At 72.3% G+C, this 23,228-nt stretch carries 16 protein-coding genes and 1 pseudogene; 4 read left to right on the top strand and 13 right to left on the bottom strand.

Features of this window, described 5'->3' with window-relative positions; translation table 11 throughout:
• Positions 1-64 precede the first annotated feature (64 nt).
• The 7 genes and pseudogenes from BJ989_RS03380 to BJ989_RS17445 form a co-directional block, all read right to left on the bottom strand.
• Positions 65-397: a DUF3024 domain-containing protein gene (locus tag BJ989_RS03380; RefSeq protein WP_179516996.1), complete on the bottom strand. Its 333-nt coding sequence runs from the start codon at positions 395-397 to the stop codon at positions 65-67.
• Positions 397-1,893 carry a class I SAM-dependent DNA methyltransferase gene (locus BJ989_RS03375; RefSeq protein ID WP_179516995.1) on the bottom strand — a complete coding sequence of 499 codons (1,497 nt, stop codon included), beginning with the start codon at positions 1,891-1,893 and terminating at the stop codon, positions 397-399. The genes BJ989_RS03380 and BJ989_RS03375 overlap by 1 nt, the downstream gene beginning before the upstream one ends.
• Complete coding sequence (locus BJ989_RS03370; protein ID WP_179516994.1) at positions 1,880-2,602, bottom strand: hypothetical protein; 723 nt, start codon at positions 2,600-2,602, stop codon at positions 1,880-1,882. Before BJ989_RS03370 ends, BJ989_RS03375 begins: the two co-directional genes overlap by 14 nt.
• On the bottom strand, positions 2,577-3,779 hold the full coding sequence (locus tag BJ989_RS03365) for a hypothetical protein (RefSeq protein ID WP_179516993.1): 1,203 nt from the start codon (positions 3,777-3,779) through the stop codon (positions 2,577-2,579). Before BJ989_RS03365 ends, BJ989_RS03370 begins: the two co-directional genes overlap by 26 nt.
• Before the next feature lie 57 nt (positions 3,780-3,836).
• Positions 3,837-5,093 carry a restriction endonuclease subunit S gene (locus BJ989_RS03360; protein WP_179516992.1) on the bottom strand — a complete coding sequence of 419 codons (1,257 nt, stop codon included), beginning with the start codon at positions 5,091-5,093 and terminating at the stop codon, positions 3,837-3,839.
• Complete coding sequence (locus BJ989_RS03355; RefSeq protein WP_179516991.1) at positions 5,090-7,849, bottom strand: type I restriction endonuclease subunit R; 2,760 nt, start codon at positions 7,847-7,849, stop codon at positions 5,090-5,092. Before BJ989_RS03355 ends, BJ989_RS03360 begins: the two co-directional genes overlap by 4 nt.
• Positions 7,850-8,018: 169 nt before the next feature.
• Positions 8,019-8,285 (bottom strand): annotated as a pseudogene (locus tag BJ989_RS17445) (restriction system modified-DNA reader domain-containing protein); the annotation flags it as partial.
• On the opposite strand from BJ989_RS17445, the gene BJ989_RS03345 reads away from it, so the two are divergent.
• Together BJ989_RS03345 and BJ989_RS03340 are read left to right on the top strand one after the other, a co-directional pair.
• The gene (locus BJ989_RS03345; RefSeq protein ID WP_246283388.1) at positions 8,269-8,550 is read left to right on the top strand and encodes a tyrosine-type recombinase/integrase; all 282 of its coding nucleotides are present in this window, start codon (positions 8,269-8,271) and stop codon (positions 8,548-8,550) included. The pseudogene BJ989_RS17445 and the gene BJ989_RS03345 overlap by 17 nt on opposite strands.
• Before the next feature lie 188 nt (positions 8,551-8,738).
• The gene (locus BJ989_RS03340; RefSeq protein ID WP_343049059.1) at positions 8,739-9,350 is read left to right on the top strand and encodes an NYN domain-containing protein; all 612 of its coding nucleotides are present in this window, start codon (positions 8,739-8,741) and stop codon (positions 9,348-9,350) included.
• A 257-nt stretch (positions 9,351-9,607) separates the two neighbouring features.
• Here BJ989_RS03340 and BJ989_RS03335 read toward each other — a convergent pair whose 3' ends face one another.
• Entirely contained in the window at positions 9,608-10,525 is a 918-nt protein-coding gene (locus BJ989_RS03335) for a 1,4-dihydroxy-2-naphthoyl-CoA synthase (RefSeq protein ID WP_179516990.1), read from the bottom strand.
• Positions 10,526-10,591: 66 nt separating this feature from the next.
• Here BJ989_RS03335 and BJ989_RS03330 point away from each other — a divergent pair, with 66 nt between their 5' ends.
• Complete coding sequence (locus tag BJ989_RS03330; RefSeq protein WP_179516989.1) at positions 10,592-11,218, top strand: ACT domain-containing protein; 627 nt, start codon at positions 10,592-10,594, stop codon at positions 11,216-11,218.
• Positions 11,219-11,242: 24 nt separating this feature from the next.
• Here BJ989_RS03330 and BJ989_RS03325 read toward each other — a convergent pair whose 3' ends face one another.
• Positions 11,243-12,817, bottom strand: a complete 1,575-nt coding sequence (locus BJ989_RS03325; protein ID WP_343049058.1) for an alpha/beta hydrolase family protein — start codon at positions 12,815-12,817, stop codon at positions 11,243-11,245.
• 79 nt (positions 12,818-12,896) lie between these two features.
• Between BJ989_RS03325 and bluB the strand changes: the two genes are divergently transcribed.
• A complete protein-coding gene (gene bluB / locus BJ989_RS03320) occupies positions 12,897-13,613 on the top strand; it encodes a 5,6-dimethylbenzimidazole synthase (protein ID WP_179516988.1) in 717 nt (238 codons plus the stop codon).
• Here the strand turns inward: bluB and BJ989_RS03315 are convergent.
• From BJ989_RS03315 to recC, 4 genes are all read right to left on the bottom strand, one after another.
• Entirely contained in the window at positions 13,603-14,043 is a 441-nt protein-coding gene (locus BJ989_RS03315; protein WP_179516987.1) for a nitroreductase family deazaflavin-dependent oxidoreductase, read from the bottom strand. The genes bluB and BJ989_RS03315 overlap by 11 nt on opposite strands.
• 237 nt (positions 14,044-14,280) lie before the next feature.
• Positions 14,281-16,152, bottom strand: a complete 1,872-nt coding sequence (gene recD, locus BJ989_RS03310) for an exodeoxyribonuclease V subunit alpha (protein ID WP_179516986.1) — start codon at positions 16,150-16,152, stop codon at positions 14,281-14,283.
• Positions 16,149-19,709 carry a UvrD-helicase domain-containing protein gene (locus BJ989_RS03305; RefSeq protein WP_343049057.1) on the bottom strand — a complete coding sequence of 1,187 codons (3,561 nt, stop codon included), beginning with the start codon at positions 19,707-19,709 and terminating at the stop codon, positions 16,149-16,151. Before BJ989_RS03305 ends, recD begins: the two co-directional genes overlap by 4 nt.
• A complete protein-coding gene (recC, locus tag BJ989_RS03300) occupies positions 19,706-23,179 on the bottom strand; it encodes an exodeoxyribonuclease V subunit gamma (protein WP_179516985.1) in 3,474 nt (1,157 codons plus the stop codon). The genes BJ989_RS03305 and recC overlap by 4 nt, the downstream gene beginning before the upstream one ends.
• Positions 23,180-23,228 lie beyond the last annotated feature (49 nt).

Raw genomic sequence — 23,228 nt, 5'->3', positions numbered from 1 at the left:
GATCGAGCGGAACCGGCCGTCTCGCGGACTTTCTGCGGACCGAAGCAGGGGTGCTCCCCTGCCGTCATCCCCAGAAGATCGGGTCACCCGAGGTGTCGATGTAGTCGAGCAACGACTGGATGTTCTTGCTCGGTCGCTTCCGCTTGTACTCGTGGAACTTCAGGTTGCGATCGCGCCAGTAGATCGCCCACTGGCCGCTCGCCTTCGTGTAGCGCAGGCGCGCGATCGGGAATCGCGTGTGCTCACCGACTCCGTCCCACGGCGGTCGGACCTCGACGATGTCGACGTGACGGTCGCCAACATCGGCCTCGACCTTGACCTGGTCCCAAAGATGCTCCGGCACGCGCTCGCGTGCCCACAGGTGGATGCGGTGGAGGTCCGTCTCCGGGAGCGCCATCAGCCCGCATCCTCAGACGCCGCCGGCCCAGCAAGCCGGTCCTCCAGGGCGGTCGCGACGGCTTCGAACTCGGCGAGTGCGGCGGTGAGGTCCTCGACGATCTCGCGGGCGATGATCTCCGGAGCCGGGAGGTTGTCGGCGTCTTCCAGAGACTCGTCCCGCAGCCAGGTGAGGTCCAGATTGACCTTGTCGCGCGCAACGAGTTCGTCATAGTTGAACGACTTCCACCGCTTCGACTCGACCCGCTCCTCGCGAGGCTTTCCGGGGAGGTACGACGCGACGAAGTCATCGAGGTCCTCACGGCGCAGCGGCTTCTTCTTCAACGTGAAGTGCTTGTTGGTCCGCAGGTCATAGACCCACAGTCGCTGCGTCCAGGGCTGCTCGGCCGCCGGCTTCTTGTCGAAGAACAGCACGTTGGCCTTCACGCCGGGCTTGTAGAAGATGCCCGTCGGCAGCCGCAACAGCGTGTGGAAGTCGAACGCGGTCAGCAGCTTGCGGCGCAAGGTCTCCCCGGCGCCGCCCTCGAACAGCACATTGTCCGGCAGCACCACGCCGGCCCGCCCGTTGATGTCGAGGATCGTCATGATGTGCTGCAGGAAGTTGAGCTGCTTGTTCGCCGTGGTGACCACGAAGTCCTGCCGGAAGATCTCGGCGCCGTCGTCGTCCCCGCCGCCGATGTCGGTCGACGAGCTGCGACCGAAGGGCGGATTGGCAAGGACGACGCTCCACCGCTCGCCCGGATCGGCGACGAGAGCGTCCTTGTGGTCGATGAGGGAGTTACCGGTGATCGACCCGATGCCGTGCAGCAGCAGGTTCATCGACGCGAGCCGCGATGTCGTGGCGCCGATGTCGACACCGCGCACGAACCTGGTCTGGAGGTGCTCGCGCTCCGGCGGAGTGAGGTTCGCGGCGTCGCGAGTGGCATAGGCATGGGCCGCAAGCAGGAAGCCGCCGGTGCCGCTCGCCGGGTCGATGACCCGGTCGGCGACCGTCGGCTGGACCACATCGACGATCGCATGGATCAGCGCGCGCGGCGTGAAGTACTGCCCTGCAGTCGACTTGGTATCTCCGGCCGAGCGCTCCAGCAGCTCCTCGTAGGCGTCCCCGTTGATGTCGGCGCCGGCGGCCGACCAGTTCTCCTTGTCGATGTAGTCGACGATCAGCGTCTTGAGATGTGAGGGATTAGAGATCTTGTTCTGCGCCCCGCGGTAGATCGCACCGAGCACGCCCGGTTGGCTGGCGAGGCCACGCAGGATGTGGTTGTAGGTGTTCTCGAGCGCTTCGCCCGACAACCCGAGCAGCCGGTGCCAGGAGTACTCCTCCGGCACCACGCGCTCGGGATTCAGCGGCCGGGTCGCCCGCTCCTCGGCCATCTTGAGGAACAGCAGGTAGGTCAACTGCTCGGTGTACTCGTACATGTTGACGCCCGAGTCGCGGAGCACGTTGCTCCCGGCAACGAGCTTGGCGACGAGGCGGCGGGAGTCAGGAGTGGTCATCTGTTGCCCTCGGTTGGCTGGTCTGGCTCGATGCCATGCCGTCCCCGTCGATCGGCACGACGAGTGCTCGAAACGACCCGGCTGGCCCGGCGTCCAGTCGTGAGTAGTCGACCCACTGGAGTTCATAGGTCCCGCGCAGTGCGAGCGGTGCCTCCCTTCCCTTGGCGGTCCCGCCGGTGTTCGGTCCCCACCGACGTTCGCCGGCCAGAAGGTTCCCCTCGAAGAGGCGGAACGCATCGGCATTCGTGGTACGTCCGTGAGTCGGCGAGCGCCAGTAGGCGCTCTCGTTGGTCAGAGCGATCACCAACCCGGTCCATCCGGGCCGCGGCAGGACGAACCGCTCAACGCGCTCGATGTCCTTGACGACGTCGTACGCGCGCAGGTCGGAGGCGCCGTGGTTCTTCAGCGCGAAGGACTCGCCGCCTGACTCGCCCGTCCACAGCCGTGTCATGTACTTCAGTTCGACGGCCAGCCCGCGTTTCGCGGCAGGATCGATCAACTCCAAGTCGAGACGGACTCCGGGCTCGGGATGCGTCTCCAGCCTGACCTCGACACCGGGGATCAGTGTCTTCGCCTCCCAGGCGAAGGCGAACTGGAAGTCCGCTTCGGAATGGAATACCGGCCGGCGGCGAGCGAGGGACGCCATGACTTCATGTGGGTCCACGAGGAAGCGGCGCACATCCTCATTGGGTGGGTTTCCGAAGCTCATGCCAGCATCTCCTGCGGGAACGGCTCGCCGGCCGGCCAGACCTCGGGCAGCCGGAACAGCTCGTGAAGGGTCTCGGGGGCTCGCGGTATTCGATGTGGTCATCCACCGGTTCCGCGGCCCTCCAGACGGGCAGTGGTTGGACGGCCTCCACCGGCTCGGGGTGGACCCAGAATGTTGGCGTGGCCGTCGGACGGTACTCAGCAATCGACCGACCGATCAGGATTCCTGCCACATGCTGGTGCGCCCAGGTGCCTGCGAGCCAGTATCCATCGGGCTTGCGCGAGGGCACGGGCGGAGCGTTTCGATCCGTCAGTGAGATCGTGATCTGCTCGGTGCCGTAAAGCGCGTTCATCGTGTCGTAGTCATCGTGGCTCAAGGCAAAACTGTTGACGGCGATGACGAGCGGACGGTCCAGCTCGCCGTAGGCGGAGCCCTTGTCCTGCAAGGCCCCGCGGAGCGTCTGATCATCGTTGATCCACGCCGCCTCGACAGGTCCGAAGATGCCCAACGGGCGATGGCCGGGTCGTCCGCGCGCGCCCGCGCTGACCGGGAACGGGCGAAACCGCAACTCCCATCCTGCATGGGACCACTCAAAGCTTTCGCCGAAGTCGAGGTAGTGGTCGTCTACGACAATCGGGTCGGGATCCAGCGTCCGGACCCAGGCCTCCAGTCGTCGCCGCAGCGGCTTGGTCGGCAGATCGGCCGGCCCGACTCGATTGACGTCGATCTGCAGGAAGAAGTTCGGACAGCTGATCGAGTCCAAGGCGTCGTAAACCTGCCGCTTGCGGGCTGAGGCGCCGGGGTCGGTCGCCTTCGACACGAGGCATGTCGCCTCGACGTAGAACGAGTCGTCCCCGCGGCTCACCAGGAAGTCAGGCTGCCTGGGGCTTCCGGTCACCTGCGGGTGGACGACGACGTCGAACCCGCTCGATCTAGAGGTCTCGTGGAGGTGCAACTCCCAGTAGGCGCTCGCGTGCTGCGCGTAGTCCGGCGAACGAAGCCGGCCGATCACATCTGCACAGCACTCAACCGGCAGATGCGCCACCCACTTCTCGATGAGTTCCCGGACCTGTTCCCAGTACGGACCAGCAACCCGGTCAAGGAACGCGAAGGTCGACTCGCTGTGGCCGCACGGGGAGGCGTCGGTGCGGACGCGGTTCGAGAAAACGAGGCTCACAAGAGAATCCTCGCCCCCACGTCCGACATATCGGCGAGTGGCGCAGGGGCAGCTGCCTCACACAGCAAGTGTCGACTCCGCCGGCTGCGGCAGCTCAGTCGTGAGGCGGCCCGAGAAGGCAGCCGCGAGCAGCGACCTCCGGAGGCTGCGACCGCGAGACTGCGCGGCAGCCAAATCGGCCCTCAACCTGCGGGATTGTTCATCGAGTTCACGGCGCTCGGCAAGCAGTTCGCCACGCAGGTCTGCCTTGGGAATCGGAACCTCAATCGCCTTGATGATCGAAAGATTGAGGTTCGGCTGCACCCCTCCCGCCGCCAACCGACGAACGCGGGTGTAGTTCGCGTCAAGGACGAGCCGAACCCACCGCCGAAGATTCGGGTCGTGCAGAACGACCGCGGCGCACGCTTGATTCGTGGTCGCGTCGAACCCGAGCTCAGCGGCGGTGCCGCGGGTCTTTCCTTCCCCGTACATGGCGATCAAGAGAGCACCCGCAGGCACCATCTTGAGCGTTGTGTCCGCAAGGGCGCGTTCTGTGACGAAGGTGGATGCCTTGGTCACGACACCTTGATGGAGGTCACCGCTGGTGATCCACGGGATGGTCCCACCCTCATAGAAGGCCTTGTTGGCTTTGAGGGGCGTCAGTCCGCTCGTAACCTTCGCAATCGAACCTAACGTCGCAAGCTCGACGCCCGCCGACTCACGCGCTCGTTGAACCCAGTCATACAGGGCTGCGTCGCGGAGGGCGGCCTGACGACGAATCGACTTGCGAACGAGCGCCTCAGCGGCGTCGAGGCGGGAGAGGTGGCCTTCGAGGAGGTCGACGATGCGTTGCTGCTCTTCGAGTTCCGGGAGGGGGATCGGGATCTGGCGGATCGCCTTCAGCCCGAGCCGCGGACGCCCGACACCATGTCGGTGCTCGTCAGCCCACCGCCGTACCTCGGGACGTTGGAGCGCGTAGAGGACCCAGCGCGGGTCGACCGCATCGCCGAGGCGCACCCGGATGCAATCAGCCTTCACGATGGCGGGTCCAAGGGCAGGTGGCGCAAGACAGGCGCGCGGCAGGACCTCACCTAGTGAAGCGACCAGGAGGTCTCCGGCTCGGACCTCGTGCGCACGGAGCGACTCGAAGTGCTCCTCGGATATGTGCGCCCGCTCGTCGATGAACTGACCATCGCCGATGTTCTGCAGGCGGACGACGCGAGGGCCGCTCTCTGTGTAGTGGCGGCTTGCGAGGTTGGATCCGAAAGGGCCGTCGGTGATTGCCCTGGGTTCGTTCGCCTGCAGATCGTTGAGGGTGACGACAGGCCACGTCATGCAGTGAGTTCCTGGTTCAGCTCGTCGATCAGGCTTCCTGCTCGTTCGCCGAGATCACGGACGGCACCGTCGGTGCCGCCCTTCTCGGTGAACGGGGGCTGGTCGAGGTCGGCAGGGCTGATACCGGCGGAGGACGCGATGACCTGGACCATCCGATCCAGCCACCAACGCTCGGCAGGCGTGAACGCGACGCCGGCCTGCTCCTGTTGGGCCAGCCAGGCGGCGTACTTCTGGTTGACCTTGTCGGCGTACGGCGCGAGCCGGTCGTCCTCGCCAAGGGTGAAGCGGATCAGAGAGACCAGATCGGTCAGCGTCCGGTGAGTGGTTGACGCCTTGCCGTACTCGGGGTCGAGCGCGACGTAGGCGTTCCAGATGATGTCGGGAGTCCAGTTGTAGGGCGGCCGCGAGATGCGGTCGGCCAGCTCCTTGATGTCGCCGAACGAGATACGCCGCTCCCGCGCTTCGGCAAGGAGCTGGATGGCGGTGATCTCGGAGCGATGCTCGTCGAGGTAGGCGCGCCAGGACTCCACGACGGACTTGGCCTTGCTGGTGTCGATGACTCCGTAGGCGTCGAGGAGGACGTCGGTGGAGACCTCGTCGATGATCCGGTCGTGGGCGCGGCGGAGTTCGAGGATGCGCGCCCGCAGGTCGGGGTTCGAGGCAATCGGCTTCACCGCGGCGATGATCAGCTGCTGGAGCGCTTGGTCCTGGTCGGCGGCGCCTTCGAGGGCCTTGGCCTGGACGTCGGGATCGACGGCATCCACGAGCTCGCGGACGACCTGGCGCAGCGAGCCGCCGGCGACGGCGTCGAGCTCGGTGCGCTCGTCGTCGGTGATCTGCGCTTCGAGAGCAGCGAGGCGGGAGGCGAGTGTGGCCGTCTCGTCCTCGGTGATGGTGAGGTTGGCGGCCTTCTCCAGAAGCTTCTGCAGGCTGATCGACTTCTCGCGGTTCAGCGGCGGCTCGACGAAGTCGTGCTCGGTGACGCCGACGGCGTCGACCAGCACGAAGCGGGTCTTCTCCTTGGCGTCGGGGGTGACGGCCTGGAAGTCGGCGTCGGGGATGGTGCGGGCACCGCGTCCCTTCATCTGCTCGAAGTACTGTGGGGAGCGGACGTCGCGCATGAAGAAGACGCACTCCAGGGGCTTCACGTCGGTGCCGGTGGCGATCATGTCGACGGTGACCGCGATCCGCAGGGCGGCGCTGGTGCGGAAGGCGGCGAGCTGTTGGTCGGCGTTGCGGGCGTTGTAGGTGATCTTGGCGGCGAAGTCGTTGCCCTTGCCGAACACTTCGCGGACCTGGGTGACGATCTCCTCGGCGTGGGCGTCGTCCTTGGCGAAGATCAGCGACTTGGGCACCACCGAGCGGCCGGGGAAGATCTCGGTGAAGAGCTTGTGGCGGAAGGTCTCCAGGACCGTGCGGATCTGGTCGGTCGCGGTCACGGCACGATCGAGCTGGGTCCGGCGGTATTCCAGATCCTCGTCGAGCGCTTCGTAGCGTTGAGCCCGTGTGCGCCGGTCGACCTTCGGCACGATGGTGCCGGCCTCGATTGTCGATCCCTGCTCGCTGATCTGGGTCCTGATCCGGTAGATGTCGAAGTCGACGTTGACGTTGTCGGCCACCGACTGCGGGTAGGTGTACTCGCTGACGAGGTTCTGCTTGAAGAACCCGAAGGTCTGCTTGCCGGGGGTGGCGGTGAGCCCGACCACGTGGGCATCGAAGTACTCCAGCACCCCGCGCCACTGGCCGTAGATCGAGCGGTGGGCCTCGTCGACCACGATCAAGTCGAAGGCCTCAGGCGGGATGTCGGGGTTGTAGGCCACGGTGACGGGAGTCTCAGGCACCCAGCCGTCGAGGTCCGGGTCGTCGGTGTCCCCGACCTCCTCGTTACGCAGCGCCGTGAAGACGCGCTGGATGGTCGAGATCGCGACGCTGGTCGCATCCGGCATCGGCCCGCGCTTGAGCCGGTTGACGTTGTAGAGCTCGGTGAACTTCCGGCCGTCATCAGGGGTCTGGTAGTTCTCGAACTCGGCCATCGTCTGCCTAGCCAGGTTGTTGCGGTCGACGAGGAACAGAATTCGCTGGAAGCCGCCGTGCTTCAGCAACCGGTAGGACAGCGTGACGGCGGTGTAGGTCTTGCCCGCGCCGGTGGCCATCTGCACGAGGCTGCGGTCGTAACGCTGCTCGCGCAGACTGGTCTCGACACCGTTGATCGCCTCGATCTGAGATGGTCGCAGCGGCCGGGTGTCTAGCGGCGGGAACGCGCGTACCTTCCCGCGCCACGTCGGGTGCTCCTCGTCCACATGCTTGAGGATGCCCGCGAGCGTCGAGGGCTTGGGGACGTTAAAGATCCGTCGCGCCCGAGGATTGGGGTCATAGCCGTTCGTGAAGTGGGTCTCGGTGCCGCTGGCTTCGAACACGAACGGAAGCCGGCCGTCCTTGGTCAGCGCCGCCAGCTTGACGTCCGCGGGCAGCCCGTCGGCGTACTTGCTGGACTGCCATTCGACGCCGGAGAGCGGCGTCCCCTCCGGCTTGGCCTCGATGACGCCGACGACCTTCTGATCGACGTACAGCAGGTAGTCCGCTCGGCCGTGACCCGGCTTGAGGGTGACCTCGCGGACGGCGACCCCCTGGGCGGCGAAGAGGTTCATCGCCGTCTTGTCCTGCACCGACCAACTGGCCTCGGCCAGTTGGCGGTCGATCAGCACCCGGGCGCGTGCCTCCGCCGCAAGGCGGTTGGTGTCGTCCCCGGGAGTCATGGCCAGCAAGGTTAGTCGTGCAGGATGGCCGCGTCTCTAACTCCAGCGACCGGCCCGGAAGCTTCCGACCACTCATCGATGAGGGAGAGCTGCCCGTCTCGTGGGACTCTGCGGCGGCGAGGAACTCCGACCGTAGGTCGCGCAGCCGACGGCCGTCGGCCACGGACCTGAAGTACCAGCCGTTCGTCGCCCGCCTGCGCAGATGGTTGCCCGCGCCTGTCGGCGTTGCAAAGCACCTGCCGTTCAACTCGATCTTGGCATCAGCGGCGATCAGCGCCTCGACGCCGGCGAAGTCTCGGTGGGTCGCGATCAGCTTGTCGCCGACCGAGAGGAGACCCGCTTCGATGAGGTGCTTGATCTCCACCCAGTCCTGCGCCTTGGTTTGGGGGGCTTGACTGTTCACCGTCCGCGACGGACCGATGTACGACAACGACATCGACTGGCGGTGGCGCGCGACCCGGACGTCAGCTGGACTGCCGCACGTGCGGCTCCACGACCTGCGGTATTTCTACGCTTCCGGGCTGATCGCCGCCGGGTGCGACGTCGTCACCGTGCAGCGAGCGCTGGGGCACTCGTCGGCGACGACGACCCTGAACACTTACAACCATCTGTGGCCGACAGCGGAGGATCGGACGCGGGCTGCGGCCGCCGACCTGATCGCCCAGTCGACCCGGCAGGCCGACAGCCTCTCTGAGGGGTGACCGGGACAAACAAAAACGGCCCCATCGTGAAGATGGGGCCGTTGGACCAAGGCCGCGAGGCCTTGGCGTGGTGTACGGAGACTATAGCCATACGCGGGCCTGCGAACCAAGATCCGGACATCCAGTGTTGCGTCACACTCATAACGCACGCCGTAGGGTGGTCGCCCCATCCCAAGGAGGAGCACCCCGTGTCGAGCCTGATCGTCTACGTGGACGGTTTCAACCTGTATCACGGGCTCAAGGAGCAGTTTGGCCGACGCATGCTGTGGCTCGACCTAGTCGACCTCTCGAAGAGTCTGAGGCCGCGAAGCAACTTGGTCCAGGTGCGCTACTTCACGGCGCCGGTCCTTGATGAGCCACCCGCCGCTTCCCGACAAGGCCGGTACCAACAGGCGCTGCTCGCGCAGAACCCTGGCCTGGTCGACATCGTTCAAGGGCGCTACCAGAAGAAGCCGATGAAGTGCCGCAAGTGTGGCGCCGGGTGGACCCACTACGAGGAGAAGGAGACGGACGTGAACATCGCGACGTCACTTGTCGCGGATGCCGCGCGCCGCCTCTCCGATTCGGCACTGATCGTCAGCGCGGACAGCGACCTCACGCCGGCGGTGAAGGCCGCGCGGTCCCTCAACCCGAGCCTCTACGTCGCGGCAGCCTTTCCGCCGAAGCGATTCTCGGCCGAGCTCAAGAAGCTGATGCCGGGCTCGTTCCACATCAGCCCCAACAAGATCCGGCAGAGTCAACTCCCCCAGACCGTGAGCGGCGCTGGACGTTCCTATTTGCGACCCGTGAAGTGGTCCTGACGCGAACCCCGCCCACTCACTCCTTCACGAAGGGCGACCGCAGGTAGTTCTGCGGGTCTTGCGGCCCTCGGGTCGAACCGCCTCCCGAGGGAGTGGCGGGGGATGTCCCCGCCTAAAGGGTGGGCCTGTCGACGGACCCAGGACCACGACGGTACGCGTCAGTCACCACGACTCCAGCCGATTCGCGCAGACTTTCTGCGGACCAGACGCGGACTTCGACGACCAAACCTGCGCCTGACCTGCGCAGACGCGTCAAATCAGTAGTACCAGGGGTACTCCGACCAGTCGGGGTCGCGCTTCTCGAGGAACTGGTCGCGCCCCTCCTGCGCCTCGTCGGTCATGTAGGCCAGGCGGGTGGTCTCGCCGGCGAAGAGCTGCTGGCCGACGAGGCCGTCGTCGACAAGGTTGAACGAGTACTTCAGCATCCGCTGCGCCGTCGGCGACTTGCCGTTGATGCGCCGGCCCCACTCGAGGCCGACCGCCTCGAGCTCGGCGTGCGGCACCACCCGGTTGACCGCACCCATGGCGTGCATGTCGGCGGCGTCGTACTCGTCGGCGAGGAAGAAGATCTCGCGCGCGAACTTCTGGCCGACCTGGCGGGCGAGGTAGGCCGAGCCGAACCCGCCGTCGAAGGAGCCGACGTCGGCGTCGGTCTGCTTGAAGCGGGCGTGCTCGGCACTCGCCAGCGTCAGGTCGCACACGACGTGCAGGCTGTGGCCGCCGCCGGCCGCCCACCCGTTGACCAGGCACACCACGACCTTCGGCATGAAGCGGATCAAGCGCTGCACCTCCAGGATGTGCAGCCGGGCCAGCTTGGCCTTGTCGACCGTGTCGGGCTGCTCGCCGTCGGCGTACTGGTAGCCCGCGCGACCCCGGATGCGCTGGTCGCCGCCGGTGCAGAAGGCGCGCTTGCCGTGGCGCTCGCCGGGCCCGTTGCCGGTGAGGAGCACGCAGCCGACGTCGGAGGAGGTGCGGGCGTGCTCGAGGATGCGCAGCAGCTCGTCGACGGTGTGGGGCCGGAAGGCGTTGAGCACGTCGGGGCGGTCGAAGGCGACGCGCACCGTACCGTGCTCCCGCGCGCGGTGGTAGGTGGTGTCGGTCAGGTCCTCGAAGCCCGGGACGACGTCCCACGCCTCGGGGTCGAAGGTCTCGGACACTCCGTCGATCGCGCTCATGGGGTGGAACCTACCGAGACGGCTCGGGCAGGCTAGGGTCGCGGTCCGACGAGGGGAGGGAGCGCGATGCCGTTCCTGCTGCGCGTGGAGCTGCCCGACGTGCCCGGGTCGTTGGGCCGGGTCGCCTCGGCCATCGGTGAGGCCGGCGGCGACATCGAGGCCATCGAGATCGTCGAGAAGCGGCCCGACGGCACCGCGGTCGACGACGTGCTGCTCGAGACCGCCCCCGGCACCATGCCCGACTCCCTGGTCTCGGCCTGCAGCGCGCTCGACGGTGTGCGCGTGCTGTGGATCAGCCGCTACGCCGGCAGTGGCGGGCTCGTCCTCGACCTCGAGGCGGTCGAGGACCTCACCGAGCACCCAGCCCAGGCGCTGGACCGGCTCATCGACCTGCTGCCCGTGACCTTCCGCGCCGACTGGGCGGCGCGGGTGCGGCGCACCGGTGACGGACACGACGGCGTCGAACGGGTGCACGCGACCGGCGCGGCCCCCACCACGCTGCCGTGGCCCGCGCTCACGCGGCCGGGCCACGTCGACCTCGGGGACGACGTCAACGTCACCGTCGGCGCGCCGCTGGCCGACGACGACGTCGTGCTGATCGGTCGCCGCGGCGGACCGGCCTTCCTCGACTCCGAGGTCGCGCGCCTCGGCCACCTCGTCGGCCTCGCGCTGTCGATCTCGCGCACGGCCTGACCCGCGCTCGCCGCGGCACCGGCCTCAGCAGGCGGGTCCCGTCCAGGTGGCGTCGCGCAGCACCCGGCCACGGTCGGTGCTCAGCCGGAAGGCGGAGCAGAACTGGTAGCTGGGGTCACGGCGCACCACCACAGGCTCCCACCGGCCCTCGCCGACGGGCTCGAGGTAGCGGAAGGAGCGCGCGAGCAGGTCGCTCGGCGCACCGCGGCGCTTGAGGTAGCGGTCGAGCCAGCGCTGGACGTACGCGCTGGTGACGGCCTGGCCCCACCGGCTCGCGGGGAGGACGAGCGGGATGTCGGTGTACTCGAGGTGGGTCGAGGCGCGCGGCACGACGAGCAGGCTGTCGACCCCCGCGGCGTCCCACGCCTCCCAGCCCGTGGCCCGCTCGCGTCGCGGGTCGGGGCCCTGCGGGCTCGGCTGCGGCATGATCGAGCCGCCGCCGGCGAGGGCGTACGGCGCGACCGTGAAGCCGTACTCCGACTGCACCGCCAGCGCCGGCACCCGCGGGCGCAGCGGCCCCGAGCCACCGGTGCCGTTGCCGAGCTTGTCGAGCGCGACGACGGTCGCGACCCGTCGGTCGTCGGCCTGCACCCGGCTGACGGCGGCGGCGCCGAGCGAGTGCCCGACGATCGCCACCTTGGTGCGCCGCCCCGGGGTCCACGGGTCGGCCATCGGGCGGCGGTCGAGGAGCCGCCAGAACGGGTTGGCCCGCTGCACCGGAGCGCCAGTGCTGCCCGGGTTCGCGTAGGGCCGACGCGGGGTGGCCAGCAGGAAAAAGAGCGCGTCGCGGGTGCCCACGGTGAAGTTCGCGAGCTGCTGCGAGGGCACACCCGGGCAGCCGGTCGTCTCCTCGCCTGCGGGCGCGGCGGTCGGGTCGCACCCGGGGAAGGCCTCGCCGGTGGTGTGCGGGAGCGTCTCGCTCGTGCCCTGGCCCTGCACGTCGTAGGTGAGGACGACGTAGCCCCGCTCGGCGAGGTCCTGGGCGAGCCACTCGTACATCCCCTGCGAGCCCTGCACCGAGCCCGGCGTGACCACGACGCCGGGGAAGGGCCCGCGCAGGGGCCGTCCGGTGTAGGGGTCGCGCGCCCCCGGGCGCGGGGCCCAGACCGTGCCGCGCAGCAGCGCGCCGTGGCGGTTGGTGAAGGCGACCCGCGCCGCCCGGCCGCGGGTGCCCGCCCAGCCGTCGCGCAGCGGGTTGCCGACGTTCCACCCCGGCACCAGGTTGCCCGGCGTCACCGCGAGGCGGGTCGGCGAGGCCACCTGGTCGAGCATCTGGGCGACGTGGCGCGCGGTCGAGGCGACGACCAGGGCCGGGAGGTAGGCGGGGTTCTGCAGCTGCCCGCCGGACCCGGTGATGCGTCCGTAGGCGTCGGCGACGTTCTGCAGGTCGCGCGCGACGTACGCCGGTGTGCCCGGCGTGGGCTCCTCGGCCGCGGCCGGGCCCGTCGGCGCGGCGAGCAGCGCGGCGCCGGTCGCCAGGACGGTGAGCGCACCCGCGAGGGCGCGGCTCGCACGGGTCGCGCGGGGGGCGCGGGGGGCGCGGGGGGCACGGCTGGCGCGGTCGGCGCGGCTCGCGCGAGGGGTGGTGGGGCGGCGCACGGGTCCTCCTCGGGGTCTCACCGGGCCAACGAGCGAGCGGGGCACAGGGCACGCCGAGACGGCGGCTAGCGTGCCGCGGGTGAGCGCTCCCCGTAACCCGGCCGCCGGACCCACCGCCTCGCTCTACGACGTGGTGCACCGGCGCCGGGACGTGCGGCGGGAGTTCACCGGCGCGCCCGTGGACCCGGCCGCGCTGCGTCGCGTGCTCGGCGCCGCCCACGCCGCGCCCAGCGTCGGCCACTCGCAGCCGTGGGACTTCGTCCTCGTCGACGACGTCGCGACCCGCACCGCCTTCCGCGACCACGTGCGCCACGAGCGCGACACCTTCGCGGCCTCGCTCGACGGGGAGCGGCGGGCCACCTTCGAGCGGATCAAGGTCGAGGGGGTGCTCGAGTCGTCCCTCGGCGTCGTCGTCACCCACGACGACGCGCGCGGGGGCCCGGCCGTCCTGGGGCGGCACGCGATCGCCGACGCGGGCCTCTACTCCACCTGCCTGGCCATCCAGAACCTCTGGCTCGCGGCCACCGCCGAGGGGCTCGGCGTGGGGTGGGTGTCCTTCTACCGCGAGGAGTTCCTCGCCGACCTGCTCGGTGTGCCGGCCGGGGTCCGACCGGTGGCGTGGCTGTGCCTGGGGCCTGTGAGCGCGCTCGCCGAGACCCCCGACCTCGAGCGCGCCGGCTGGCGGCAGCGACGCCCCCTCGCCGAGGCGGTGCACCACGGGAGGTGGGGCGCGACGCTGGGCGGGTCAGGGTCGACGTCGTCCCTGCCGGGCGGGGTGGGCGCGCTCAGCCGTTGACCGGCTCCAGGACCAGGACCGGGATCTCGCGGTCGGTGCGCGCGGCGTAGTCGTCGTAGTCGGGCCAGACCGCGACCGCCCGCTCCCACCAGGCCGCCCGCTCCTCGCCGTGCACCTCGCGGGCGCGGTAGTCCGCGGGCTCGGGACCGTCCTGCAGCTCGACGAGCGGCTCGGCCACCATGTTGGCGTACCACGCCGGGTTGTCCGGCGCGCCGCCCTTCGACGCCACGGCGGCGTAGACCCCGTCGTGCTCGACGCGCATGACGGGGTTCTTGCGCAGCTTGCCCGATCGCACCCCGCGGGAGGTGATGACGACGATGGGCACGCCGCGCATCTCGGCGCCCTCGCGACCACCGGTGCGCTCGTAGGTCTCGACCTGCTCGCGCACCCAGCTGCTCGTGCTCGACTCGTACTCTCCGGTGAGGGGCATGGCCCCACCCCACCACCCGCACGTCCCGGCGTCCAGGGTCGCGGCTCCGCCGGCGGTGGTCGCCGTGCGTGCGTCATGCGGTCTGCACGCGATGGCGTCCGCTCCGCATGACGCCGCGACGGCGTCCTGTCCGTCCTGGCCCCTGCGTCGTGCGGTCTGCACGCGATCGCGCCCGATCCGCATGACGCATGACCGGGACATGCGGCCTGCGCCGGGCGCCGGCCTGGGCCGTGGGCGTCAGAGGTGGGGGACGGGGGCGGACTCGAGGCGCTGGCGCAGGCCGCTCGCGCGGCGGGCCCCGCGGGCCAGCGCAGCACGGACGGCGGCCTCGGAGCCGACGACGCGCACGCGCCGGCGGGCGCGGGTGACCGCGGTGTAGAACAGCTCGCGGGTGAGCAGGCGGGAGTCCTCGTCGGGCAGCAGCACGGTGACGACGTCGGCCTGGCTGCCCTGGCTCTTGTGGATCGTCATGGCGTGCATGGTCTGCACCTCGCCGAGCCGGGAGGGGGCGAGGTCGCGGACCGCGCCGCCGGTGGCCAGGGCGACCCGCCGGCCGCGGCCGGTCTGCGCGACGACGCCGGTGTCACCGTTCCAGACGCCGAGGACGTGGTCGTTGGCGGTCACGAGCAGCGGCCGGCCCGGGTAGGACGGGTCGTGCAGCGGATCGCCCGTCACCTCGGTCAGCCACGACTCGACCTGGCGGTTCCAGTGGCGTACGCCGTGGGGTCCCTCGCGGTGGGCGCAGAGCAGGCGGTGCCGGTCGAGCGCGGCGACGGCACCGGGCAGGTCACCGGCGAGTGCGGCGTCGCGCAGCCCGAGTGCCGCCTCGAGCGCGGTCGAGCGCACGGCGGCGGCCTGTGCCGCCGGGTCGGGGTCGCGCACCCACTCGACCTCGTGGTGCCCCGCCGCCAGCACCCGCACAGCGGCGTCGGCGTCGCCGGTGCGGAGGGCGGCGGCGAGCTCGCCGATGTGCGCGCCGAAGCGGTGGGTGGTCTCGAGCCGCGTGACCGGGTCGTCCGGGCGACCCGCCCATCCGGCGACGAGGTCGGTCAAGACGGCGCCGGCCTCGACGGAGGACAGCTGGTCGGGATCGCCCACGAGCACCAGCCGCGCATCGGGCCGCACGGCCTCGACCAGGCGCGCCATCATCGTCAGCGACACCATCGAGCTCTCGTCGACCACGACGACGTCGTGGGGCAACCGGTTGGCCCGGTCGTGGCGGAAGCGGGTGCGGCTGCGCGGCACCGGTCGCAGGAGGCGGTGCAGCGTCGAGGCCTGCAGCGTCGCCAGACCGGTGCTGCCGTCGGGGTCGAGGGTCGCGGCGGAGCCGGACACCGCCTCCTGGAGCCGGGCCGCGGCCTTGCCGGTCGGGGCGGCGAGCGCGACGCGCGGGACCTCCCCGCGGCTGCGCGCCTGCTCGGCGAGCACGACGAGCAGGCCGGCGACGGCGGTGGTCTTGCCGGTGCCGGGACCGCCGGTCAGCACCGTCGTCCACTGCCGGGCCGCGCGGGAGACCGCGGCGCGCTGCTCGGCGTAGCCCGCGCCGGGCAGCACCCGGGCGAGCGAGTCCGCGAGCCGTGCCTCGTCGACCGGCGGCGTGGACGCCCCCCGCGCGAGCAGGTCGGCGAGCACCTGCTGCTCCTGGGCGTGGTAGCGGTCGAGGTAGAGCAGGTCGTGCTCCCAGCGCAGCACCCCCTCGGCCACGAGCCTGCTGCCCGCGACGGCGGCGCACCAGGCCGCGGGCTCCGGCCAGGCCAGCGCGGGCGGCACGGCGCCCGCCTCTCCCGGGACCGCCTCTCCTGCGCTGCGCCCACCCCGACCCGCCTCTCCCGGGCCCGGTGCCTCGACGTCGTCGCCGGACTCGCGCGCCTCGACCGCGACCGCGGCGAGGTCGAGGCAGACCGACCCACCGCGCACCGCGGCGGTGGCCAGCGCCGCTGCCAGCAGCACGCGCTCGTCGGTCTCGCCCACCAGGTCGCCAAGGGCTCGCGCGAGGTGCACGTCGGCGGCGGTCACCGCGCCGGCACGGTTGGCCTCGCCGAGCAGCCCCGTCGCCCCGGCCACCAGCCGGTGGTCGTGGGCGTCGACGGGCTCGAAGGTGTCGATCACGGACGTCTCCCGTCGAGCAGGTCGGACAGCGCCGTCACCAGCGGCGTGGGCGGCCGCCACGCGAAGACGCCGCACGGCTGCCCGTCGACGCGCGGGGTCTCGGGGCCGCACAGCCCGCGCAGGTAGAGGTAGAGCACCCCGCCCAGGTGCACGTCGGGGTCGTAACCGGCCAGCCGCCAGCGGAGGTAGCGGTGCAGGACCACCGTGTAGAGCAGGGCCTGGAGCGGGTAGTCGCTGTGGCCCATCGCGGCCGCGAGCACACGGGGGCGGTAGTCGTAGGCGGTGAGCACGCCGTCGTCGCCGCCGACCCAGTTGGTCTTGTAGTCGACGGTGACGAAGCGCGGGACCCCGTCATCACCCGTGTGGCGCAGGACCACGTCGATCGAGCCGGTGAGGTAGCCGCGCAGCTCCTGCCCGGCGAGGGCCGGGTCGGCCTCGAGGGTGTCGGCGTAGCCCAGCAACGGGTCGTCGGTGGCCAGGTGGGCACGCAGCAGCGGCGCCAGGTGACCCAGCAGGACGGCCGGTGCCCCCGAGCCGGGGGCGTGCGAGGGGTGGTCGCCCCCTGCCAGCGGCAGCTCGAACTCCATCTCGCGCAGCCGGTCGTCCAGACCCACCTGGCGCAGCGTGCGCTCGCCGGCGAGCGGCCCCAGAGGGGTGTCGCACGCCGCGACCAGGGCCGTGACCAGGGCGTCGCGGTCGACGTCGAGCGGCCACCACACCGCCTGCTCGTCGAGGTGGCGACGCAGCTCGCCGGACCAGTCGTCGGCCGCCGGGTCGGCGTGCTCGAGCACGGCGTGGACCAGCGAGCCGAAGGTCGCGCCGACCGGCAGGTCGGCCATCGGCGAGGGCACCGCGGTGAGCGGCCGGCCGTCGTCGGCGAGCGCGCCACCCGCGTCGGGCGCGTCGAGCACGTCACCGTCGCGCAGCTCGGGCGCGTCCTCCGGCTCGCTCAGCGGTGGCAGCCGGTCGCCGGGACCGCCGGGACCCGCTGCCGTGATGTCCCCGGCGGCGGCGCCGTCGCCGACCCCGACGCCGGACGGCGAGCCGGTGCCGGCGGCAGCGGACAGCGAGGAGTAGGACGTGCGGCGCCACGCCGTGTCGACCCGCCGTCGCGCCTCGCGCGCGGCGAGGGGTGGGCGGTCCCGGACAGGGGCCTCGTCGGTGGGCTCCACCGGCACGGCGAGCTCGGGGGTCAGCGCCCCGGCGTCACGCCACCCGGCGAGCGCGTTGGCGAGCCGGTCGGCGTCGGGCAGGGCGACCGTGTCGGGCACGACCGGGTCGCCGGGGCGTCGACCGAAGAGGACCCGGTGGAGCGGTGCACTCGGTGTGTTGCTCTTCGCCGGCGCCCACCACGCCACGACCTGCGACTGCGCCCGGGTGAGGGCGACGTAGAGCAGGCGCAGCGACTCGCCCGCCTCCTCTGCCCGGTGACGCCGCAGCGACTCCTCGCGGTGCGGGCCAGGGCCCCCGACGTCGCGGCAGCGGCGGCCCTCGGCGTCGTGGTAGAGCGGGACGTCCGGCCCACGGTCGCCGACCCAGCGGTCCCACAGGCCGGGGAGGTAGACCAGGCCGTACTGCAGGCCCTTCGCGCCGTGGATGGTCACGAGCTGCACGGCGGCGGCGTCGGAGTCGAGACGGCGGGTGCGCTCGGAGGCCACCTCGACCTTGTCGTCGGCCATCTGCTCGCGCAGCCAGCCGAGCAGGCCGACCACGCCGAGCCGCTCCTCGACCGCGACCCGGTGGAGGGCCTCGCCCACGTGGCGCAGGTCCGTCAGCAGCCGCTCGCCGCCGACCGTGCCGAGGACCCGCGGCACCAGTCCGGCCAGCACCGCGCACTCGAGCACCGCCGCCACGCCGCGCTGGGCCAAGACCTCCGCGAGGGCCCGCACCCGCTCGGCGAGGCGGTCGGTGAGGGCGTCTGCGGCTGCGGCGTCGCCGCCCGCGTCGACCTCGACCGCGGTGAGCCCGACGAACGCGGTGAGCGCCGCGGCGCGCACCCGGTCGGCACGGTGGGGCTGCTCCAGCGCCTCGAGGAGCGTCAGCCACTGGACGGCGGCCGGCGTCGAAAAGACCGAGCCGCCGGCGCCGACGACCGCCGGCACGCCGACCTCGGCGAGCGCAGCCTGCGCGGCCAGCAGGTCGCGGCGGGTGTGCGCCAGGACCGCCACGTCGGCCGCCTCCAGCCGACGGCCGCAGAAGCGCACCCGCGGGTCGCCGAGCTGGCGGCGGACGTCGCGGGCGAGGTCGCGCGCGACGTGCTCGCGCCACTGGTCGACCTTGACCCAGGCCTTGGCCGAGACCCCCAGCTCCTCGTGGCGCACCACGCGCAGCCGCAGCGGGGGTGCCGGCTGGTCGTCGACCAGCAACCGGGCTTCCCGGTGGTGGGCGGAGACGTCGTGCACCGCGATCTGCTCGTCACCGAGCTGCGCACCGCCGAGGAGCGCCGTGGTCGCGGCGACCAACGGCGCGTCGGAGCGCCGGTTGACCGCGAGCGTGCCGCGCGTCGTGGCGAGCTCGGCGGCCCGGAGGTAGGTGGTGACGTCGCCGCCGCGGAAGGCGTAGACGGCCTGCTTGGGGTCACCGATGAGCACGAGCGTCGCCGCGCCGTGGAAGGCGCGCTCGAAGACCTGCCACTGCACCGGGTCGGTGTCCTGGAACTCGTCGACGAGAGCGACCTTCCAGCGGTGGCGCATGCGTGCACGGGCGGGCGCGTCGGCCGCGGCGAGCGCGTCGGCGAGCTGGCCGAGGAGGTCGTCGTAGGACAGGACGCCCAGGCGCCGCTTGCGGCGGTCCAGCTCGGCGAGCACGTCGAGCGCGAACCGCACCCGCTGCGCCGGGACCTCGTCGGGCGCCGCCTCGAGCGCCGCCTGCGGCTCGACGCGCGCCCGCGGGTCGGCGACCACGTCGCGGGCCAGGCGCAGGGCGGTGGGTCGGTCGAACGGCGGCGTGCCGTCGAGGTCGGCGAACCGCGCGAGGTAGAGGTCGTCGACCACCTCGGTCAGCAGCTCCTCGAGGTCCTCGACGAGCGTGGCGTCGGCGTCGGTGTCGCCCGCGACCCCGAGCCCCCGGAGCACCAGCTGGCAGAACTGGTGGATGGTCGCGATCGTCGCGCCGTCGAAACCGCCCACCGCGGCGCGCAGCCGTCGCCGGCGGTCACCCAGTGCTGCGTGGTCGGCGCGCAGCAGGTGGGCCAGCAGCGCGTCGTCGCCCACCCGAGCAGCGGCGTCGTCGAGGTCGCGGATCCCGTCGACCACCTCGCCGAGGCACCGCTCGGCCGCGACGAGCTGTGCCCGCACGCGGTCGCGGAGCTCCTGGCTGGCCGCGCGCGTGAAGGTCACGACGAGCATCTCGTCGAGCTCCGCCTCGCCTTCGGCGACCCAGCGGGTGACGAGCGCCGCGATCGTCCAGGTCTTGCCGGTGCCGGCGCTGGCCTCGAGCAGCGTGGTGCCGCTCGGGAGCGGCCCGGTGACGTCGAACGCGACGGGCACGACCGGCGCGACCGGATCGACAGGCGCGACGGGACCCACGGGCACGACGGGGCCCTCCTCGTGCGTCACAGCGCCCGCACCTGCTCCCCGGCCTCGGTGAGCAGCGGGCCCCACACGGCCCAGGCGTAGCGCCCCAGGCGGTGGGGCGCCTCGCCGGGGACGTCGTGCGGCTGGGGCGGCCCGGTGAGGCACGACCAGGGGGCGTGCTCGCCGAACGCGCGCACGTGCCAGGCGTCGGCGTCCTCGCGGGGGAAGCCGGTCTGGTCGAAGCGCGGCGTCTCCCACTCGGCGCGGCCCTTGGCGTCGGGGTCGACCTCGCGGCCGCGGCGGGCGTGGGCGAACTCCTCGGCCCACGCCAGGCCGGTGCGCAGCGGCAGCGGCAACGGCTCGCGCAGCGCCCGGTCGGCGACCTCGACGAGGTCGGAGAGCCAGCCGACCGCGCGGTCGTCGAGCGGCGGCACGAGGGCGCGCTGAGCACCGCCCCGGTGCTTGCCGACCGTGTGCGCGGTCCAGTTGTGGTCGGGGTGGCCGGCGGCCAGGGCGAGCGCGTCGACCCACGCCGCGAGGCGGTGGCGGGCGCCGACGCGTGAGTAGCCGACCCGCACGAGGTCGCCGCCGAAGAGGTCGCCGACCGTGCCGGTGAGCCGCCGACCGTCGCGCAGGACGACGTCGACGTCGACCGTGCGCGGGGCGCCGCGGCGCAGCGCGAGGCCGTGCTCGACGAGCGGCTTGACCTCTCGCTTGACCTCGTCGAGCTGGGTGCCCCCGAGACGACCGGGCGGCAGCGTCCCGCGCAGCTGCTCGGCGCGCATCGCCTCCTGGGGAGGCGCCCCGTCGAGGACCACCCGCACGAGCCGGTCGCCGACCGCCCACTTCTCCAGCGGGTCGAGCGAGAGCGGCAGCGCGTCGCGCAGCTCCTCGTGCTCACGGCCGGTCGTGATGCGCAGCCGGTGGCGCAGGAAGGCGCGCACGGGGTGGGTGAGCACGTCGTGCAGGTCGGCGAGCGAGACGCCGTCGTCGCCTCCGGACGCCGCGCCCGGGGCCGGCCCGGCTCCGGGGACCGCCGCGGCCCGGGCCGGCAGCGGCTCGCGGACCAGCAGCGGCTCCGCGGGCCGGGGGTCGCGGGCGGCGGTGGCGCCGGCGACCGCGCTGCGGTCGAAGGTGAACGGCGTGGGGACCCCGAGGCGGCCCGGCTGCATCGTCTGCTCGTCGTGGGGCTGCAGCGGGTGGTGCACGACGACGCGGTCGCGCACGGGGTCGGCCGCGGTGCGGTCGACGGCGTCGAGGAGCTCGCCGAGGGGCACGGCGGGCGGGCGCTCGAGCCCGGTGTGGACCCCGCGGCCGGTGTAGGTCACGACGAGGGTCTCGGTCGCCGAGGTGACGGCGTCGAGCAGGAGCTGGCGGTCCTCGGATCGCGGGTCGCGCTCACCGGTGCGGGGGCTGCGGGCCAGCACGTCGTCGCCGTCGACGGTGGTGCCGCGGGGGAAGACGTCGTCGTCGAGCCCGACCAGGCACACCACCCGGTGCGGCACCGAGCGCATCGGCACCATCGTGCAGACGGTGAGCGTGCCGGTGCGGAAGCCGGACCGCGTCGGTCGCCCTCCCAGGCGGTGCCGCAGCAGCGCGCGCACGTCGGACTGGCGGAGCGCCGGGCCGACCCCCTCGCCCTCGCCGCCGGCACCCATGCGCGCCAGCTCGCGCTCGAGCTGGGCGGCCTGCCACGCCTCGCCCGGGTCGGTGGCGGTGAGACCCGCCATCCCGGCGCGCAGCGCGGCGACCCACTCGCCCACGCCGACCGCCTCCCGGGCGCGCTCGACGAAGGCCTGCAGCCGCGCCACGAGCTCGCCCACGCGGCCGACGAGCTCGAGGTCGCCGTCGCCGACGTCGTCGAGCGGCAGCACGCCGCGCACCTGCCGGTGCCCGTCGCCCGCGACCGCCGCGCCGACCAGCAGCCGCCGCAGACCGGTCGCCCAGGTGCCGTCGTCGAGGGCGAGGCCGTAGTCGGCGCGGTGGGCGCCGTCGAGGCCCCACCGCACCGCCGCCTCGTCGACCCACGCCGTCACCCGCTCGAGGTCGTCGTCGTCGAGCCCGAAGCGCCGGCGGACCGGCTCGGTGCCGGCGAGGTCGAGCACGTCGGTGGCGGTGACGCGCCCGCCGGCGAGCTCGACGAGGGTCGCCGCCACGACGAGGAGCGGGTTGGTCGCGCCGGGCGCCCGGTCGGCGAGCCGCACCCGCAGCCGGTGGGCGGGGTGCCCCGTGGCGACGGCGTCGTGCCCGCCGACCGCCTCGTCGCCCAGCGCGGTGGTCGAGAGGTCCGCGAGCCCGAACGCGGCGGAGACCAGGGGGGCGTAGCCCTCGATGTCGGGGCACATCACGAGCACGTCGCGCGGCTCGAGGGTCGGGTCGTCCTCGAGGAGGCCCACCAGCACCTCGCGGAGCACGTCGACCTGCCGGGCCGGGCCGTGGCAGGCGTGCACCTGCACGCTGCGGTCGTCGGCCGCCGGCACCCGCGCGGCCCGGGTCTCGGCGCTCGGCTCGACCCCGGCCCGCAGGTCGGCCTGCAGCCAGCCGAGCAGCGTGGCGGGGGTGGGCGGCGAGGGCACCGCCTCGTCGTGGACCACCGGCCCGAGGGTGCGCCGCAGCTCGCGGGCGTCGCGCCCGAGCGAGGCGAGCAGCGGGTGGCCCACCAGCAGCGCGGAGGCGTCGTCGCGCCGCGCCACCCGGCCCTCCCGGGCGGTCGGCGCGAGCTGCTCCCACAGCGCCGTGGAGGCCTGGGGCAGCCACAGGTGGACGTCGCGCACCTCGCCCACGGCGCGCAGCAGCTCGACCTCCGTCTCCGGCAGGCGGGTGTGGCCGAAGAGCGAGAGCCGCGGCGGCAGGTCGAGGCCCGCGCCGCCGGCGGTGAGCGAGGCGAGCGCGGCGGCGTGCCGCTCGTCGGGCGCGGGGTGGTCGACCGCGGCGACGAGCCGCCGCCACAGCTCGGCCTGCCAGCGCAGGTCGTCGTCGAGCGCACGACCCGCGCCGTCGGTGTCGAGGCCCGCGCGCCAGTCGGCGACGAGCCGGGGGCGCTGCACGGCGTAGGACGACAGCAGCCCGGACAGGCGCCGCGCCACCGACCACCGCCGCGACGCCCGAGGGTCGACCGCGCCCCCACCCGGCCCGCCCGGCCCGCCAGCCCCGTGCCCGAGGTGCGACGAGAGCGCCTCGAAGCCGGGCTCGCCGAGGCAGCCGTCGACCACCTCGAGCAGCGGCCACACGAGGCGGTCGGGGTCCCACGGGTCGTCGCGGTCGCGCTCGAGCAGCAGGCCCACCAGCGAGCGCGGCGAGAGGAAGCGCACCCCGGCGCAGACACCGTCGCCCGCACCCGGCGCAGCGCCGAGCCGGTGGGAGAGCCGCTGGGTCAGCCACCGCTCGACCCCACGCGCGGGCACCACGACGACCTCGCTGGCGAAGGGGTCGGGGAGCGGACGCGCCAGCAGCTCGCCGAGGGCGTCGGCGAGCAGGTCGGTGCGCTCGGCGCGGTGCAGGTGGAGGACCACGCACAGCACCCTAGGAGGGTCCGCCGACAGCGTCGGCGGACCCTCCGCT

The organism is Nocardioides perillae (assembly GCF_013409425.1).
In the GTDB taxonomy this organism is placed as follows: domain Bacteria; phylum Actinomycetota; class Actinomycetes; order Propionibacteriales; family Nocardioidaceae; genus Nocardioides; species Nocardioides perillae.
This window is presented reverse-complemented; position numbering and strand designations above follow the sequence as displayed.

What these genes read in the sequence shown, in the direction of transcription:
- BJ989_RS03360 (WP_179516992.1), bottom strand. Translation starts at nt 5,093, where the DNA reads ATGACGTGGCCTGTCGTCACCCTCAACGATCTGCAGGCGAACGAACCC.
- BJ989_RS03380 (WP_179516996.1), bottom strand. Translation starts at nt 397, where the DNA reads ATGGCGCTCCCGGAGACGGACCTCCACCGCATCCACCTGTGGGCACGC.
- BJ989_RS03330 (WP_179516989.1), top strand. Translation starts at nt 10,592, where the DNA reads ATGCCGTTCCTGCTGCGCGTGGAGCTGCCCGACGTGCCCGGGTCGTTG.
- BJ989_RS03335 (WP_179516990.1), bottom strand. Translation starts at nt 10,525, where the DNA reads ATGAGCGCGATCGACGGAGTGTCCGAGACCTTCGACCCCGAGGCGTGG.
- BJ989_RS03375 (WP_179516995.1), bottom strand. Translation starts at nt 1,893, where the DNA reads ATGACCACTCCTGACTCCCGCCGCCTCGTCGCCAAGCTCGTTGCCGGG.
- BJ989_RS03370 (WP_179516994.1), bottom strand. Translation starts at nt 2,602, where the DNA reads ATGAGCTTCGGAAACCCACCCAATGAGGATGTGCGCCGCTTCCTCGTG.
- BJ989_RS03355 (WP_179516991.1), bottom strand. Translation starts at nt 7,849, where the DNA reads ATGACTCCCGGGGACGACACCAACCGCCTTGCGGCGGAGGCACGCGCC.
- BJ989_RS03345 (WP_246283388.1), top strand. Translation starts at nt 8,269, where the DNA reads ATGTACGACAACGACATCGACTGGCGGTGGCGCGCGACCCGGACGTCA.
- BJ989_RS03315 (WP_179516987.1), bottom strand. Translation starts at nt 14,043, where the DNA reads ATGCCCCTCACCGGAGAGTACGAGTCGAGCACGAGCAGCTGGGTGCGC.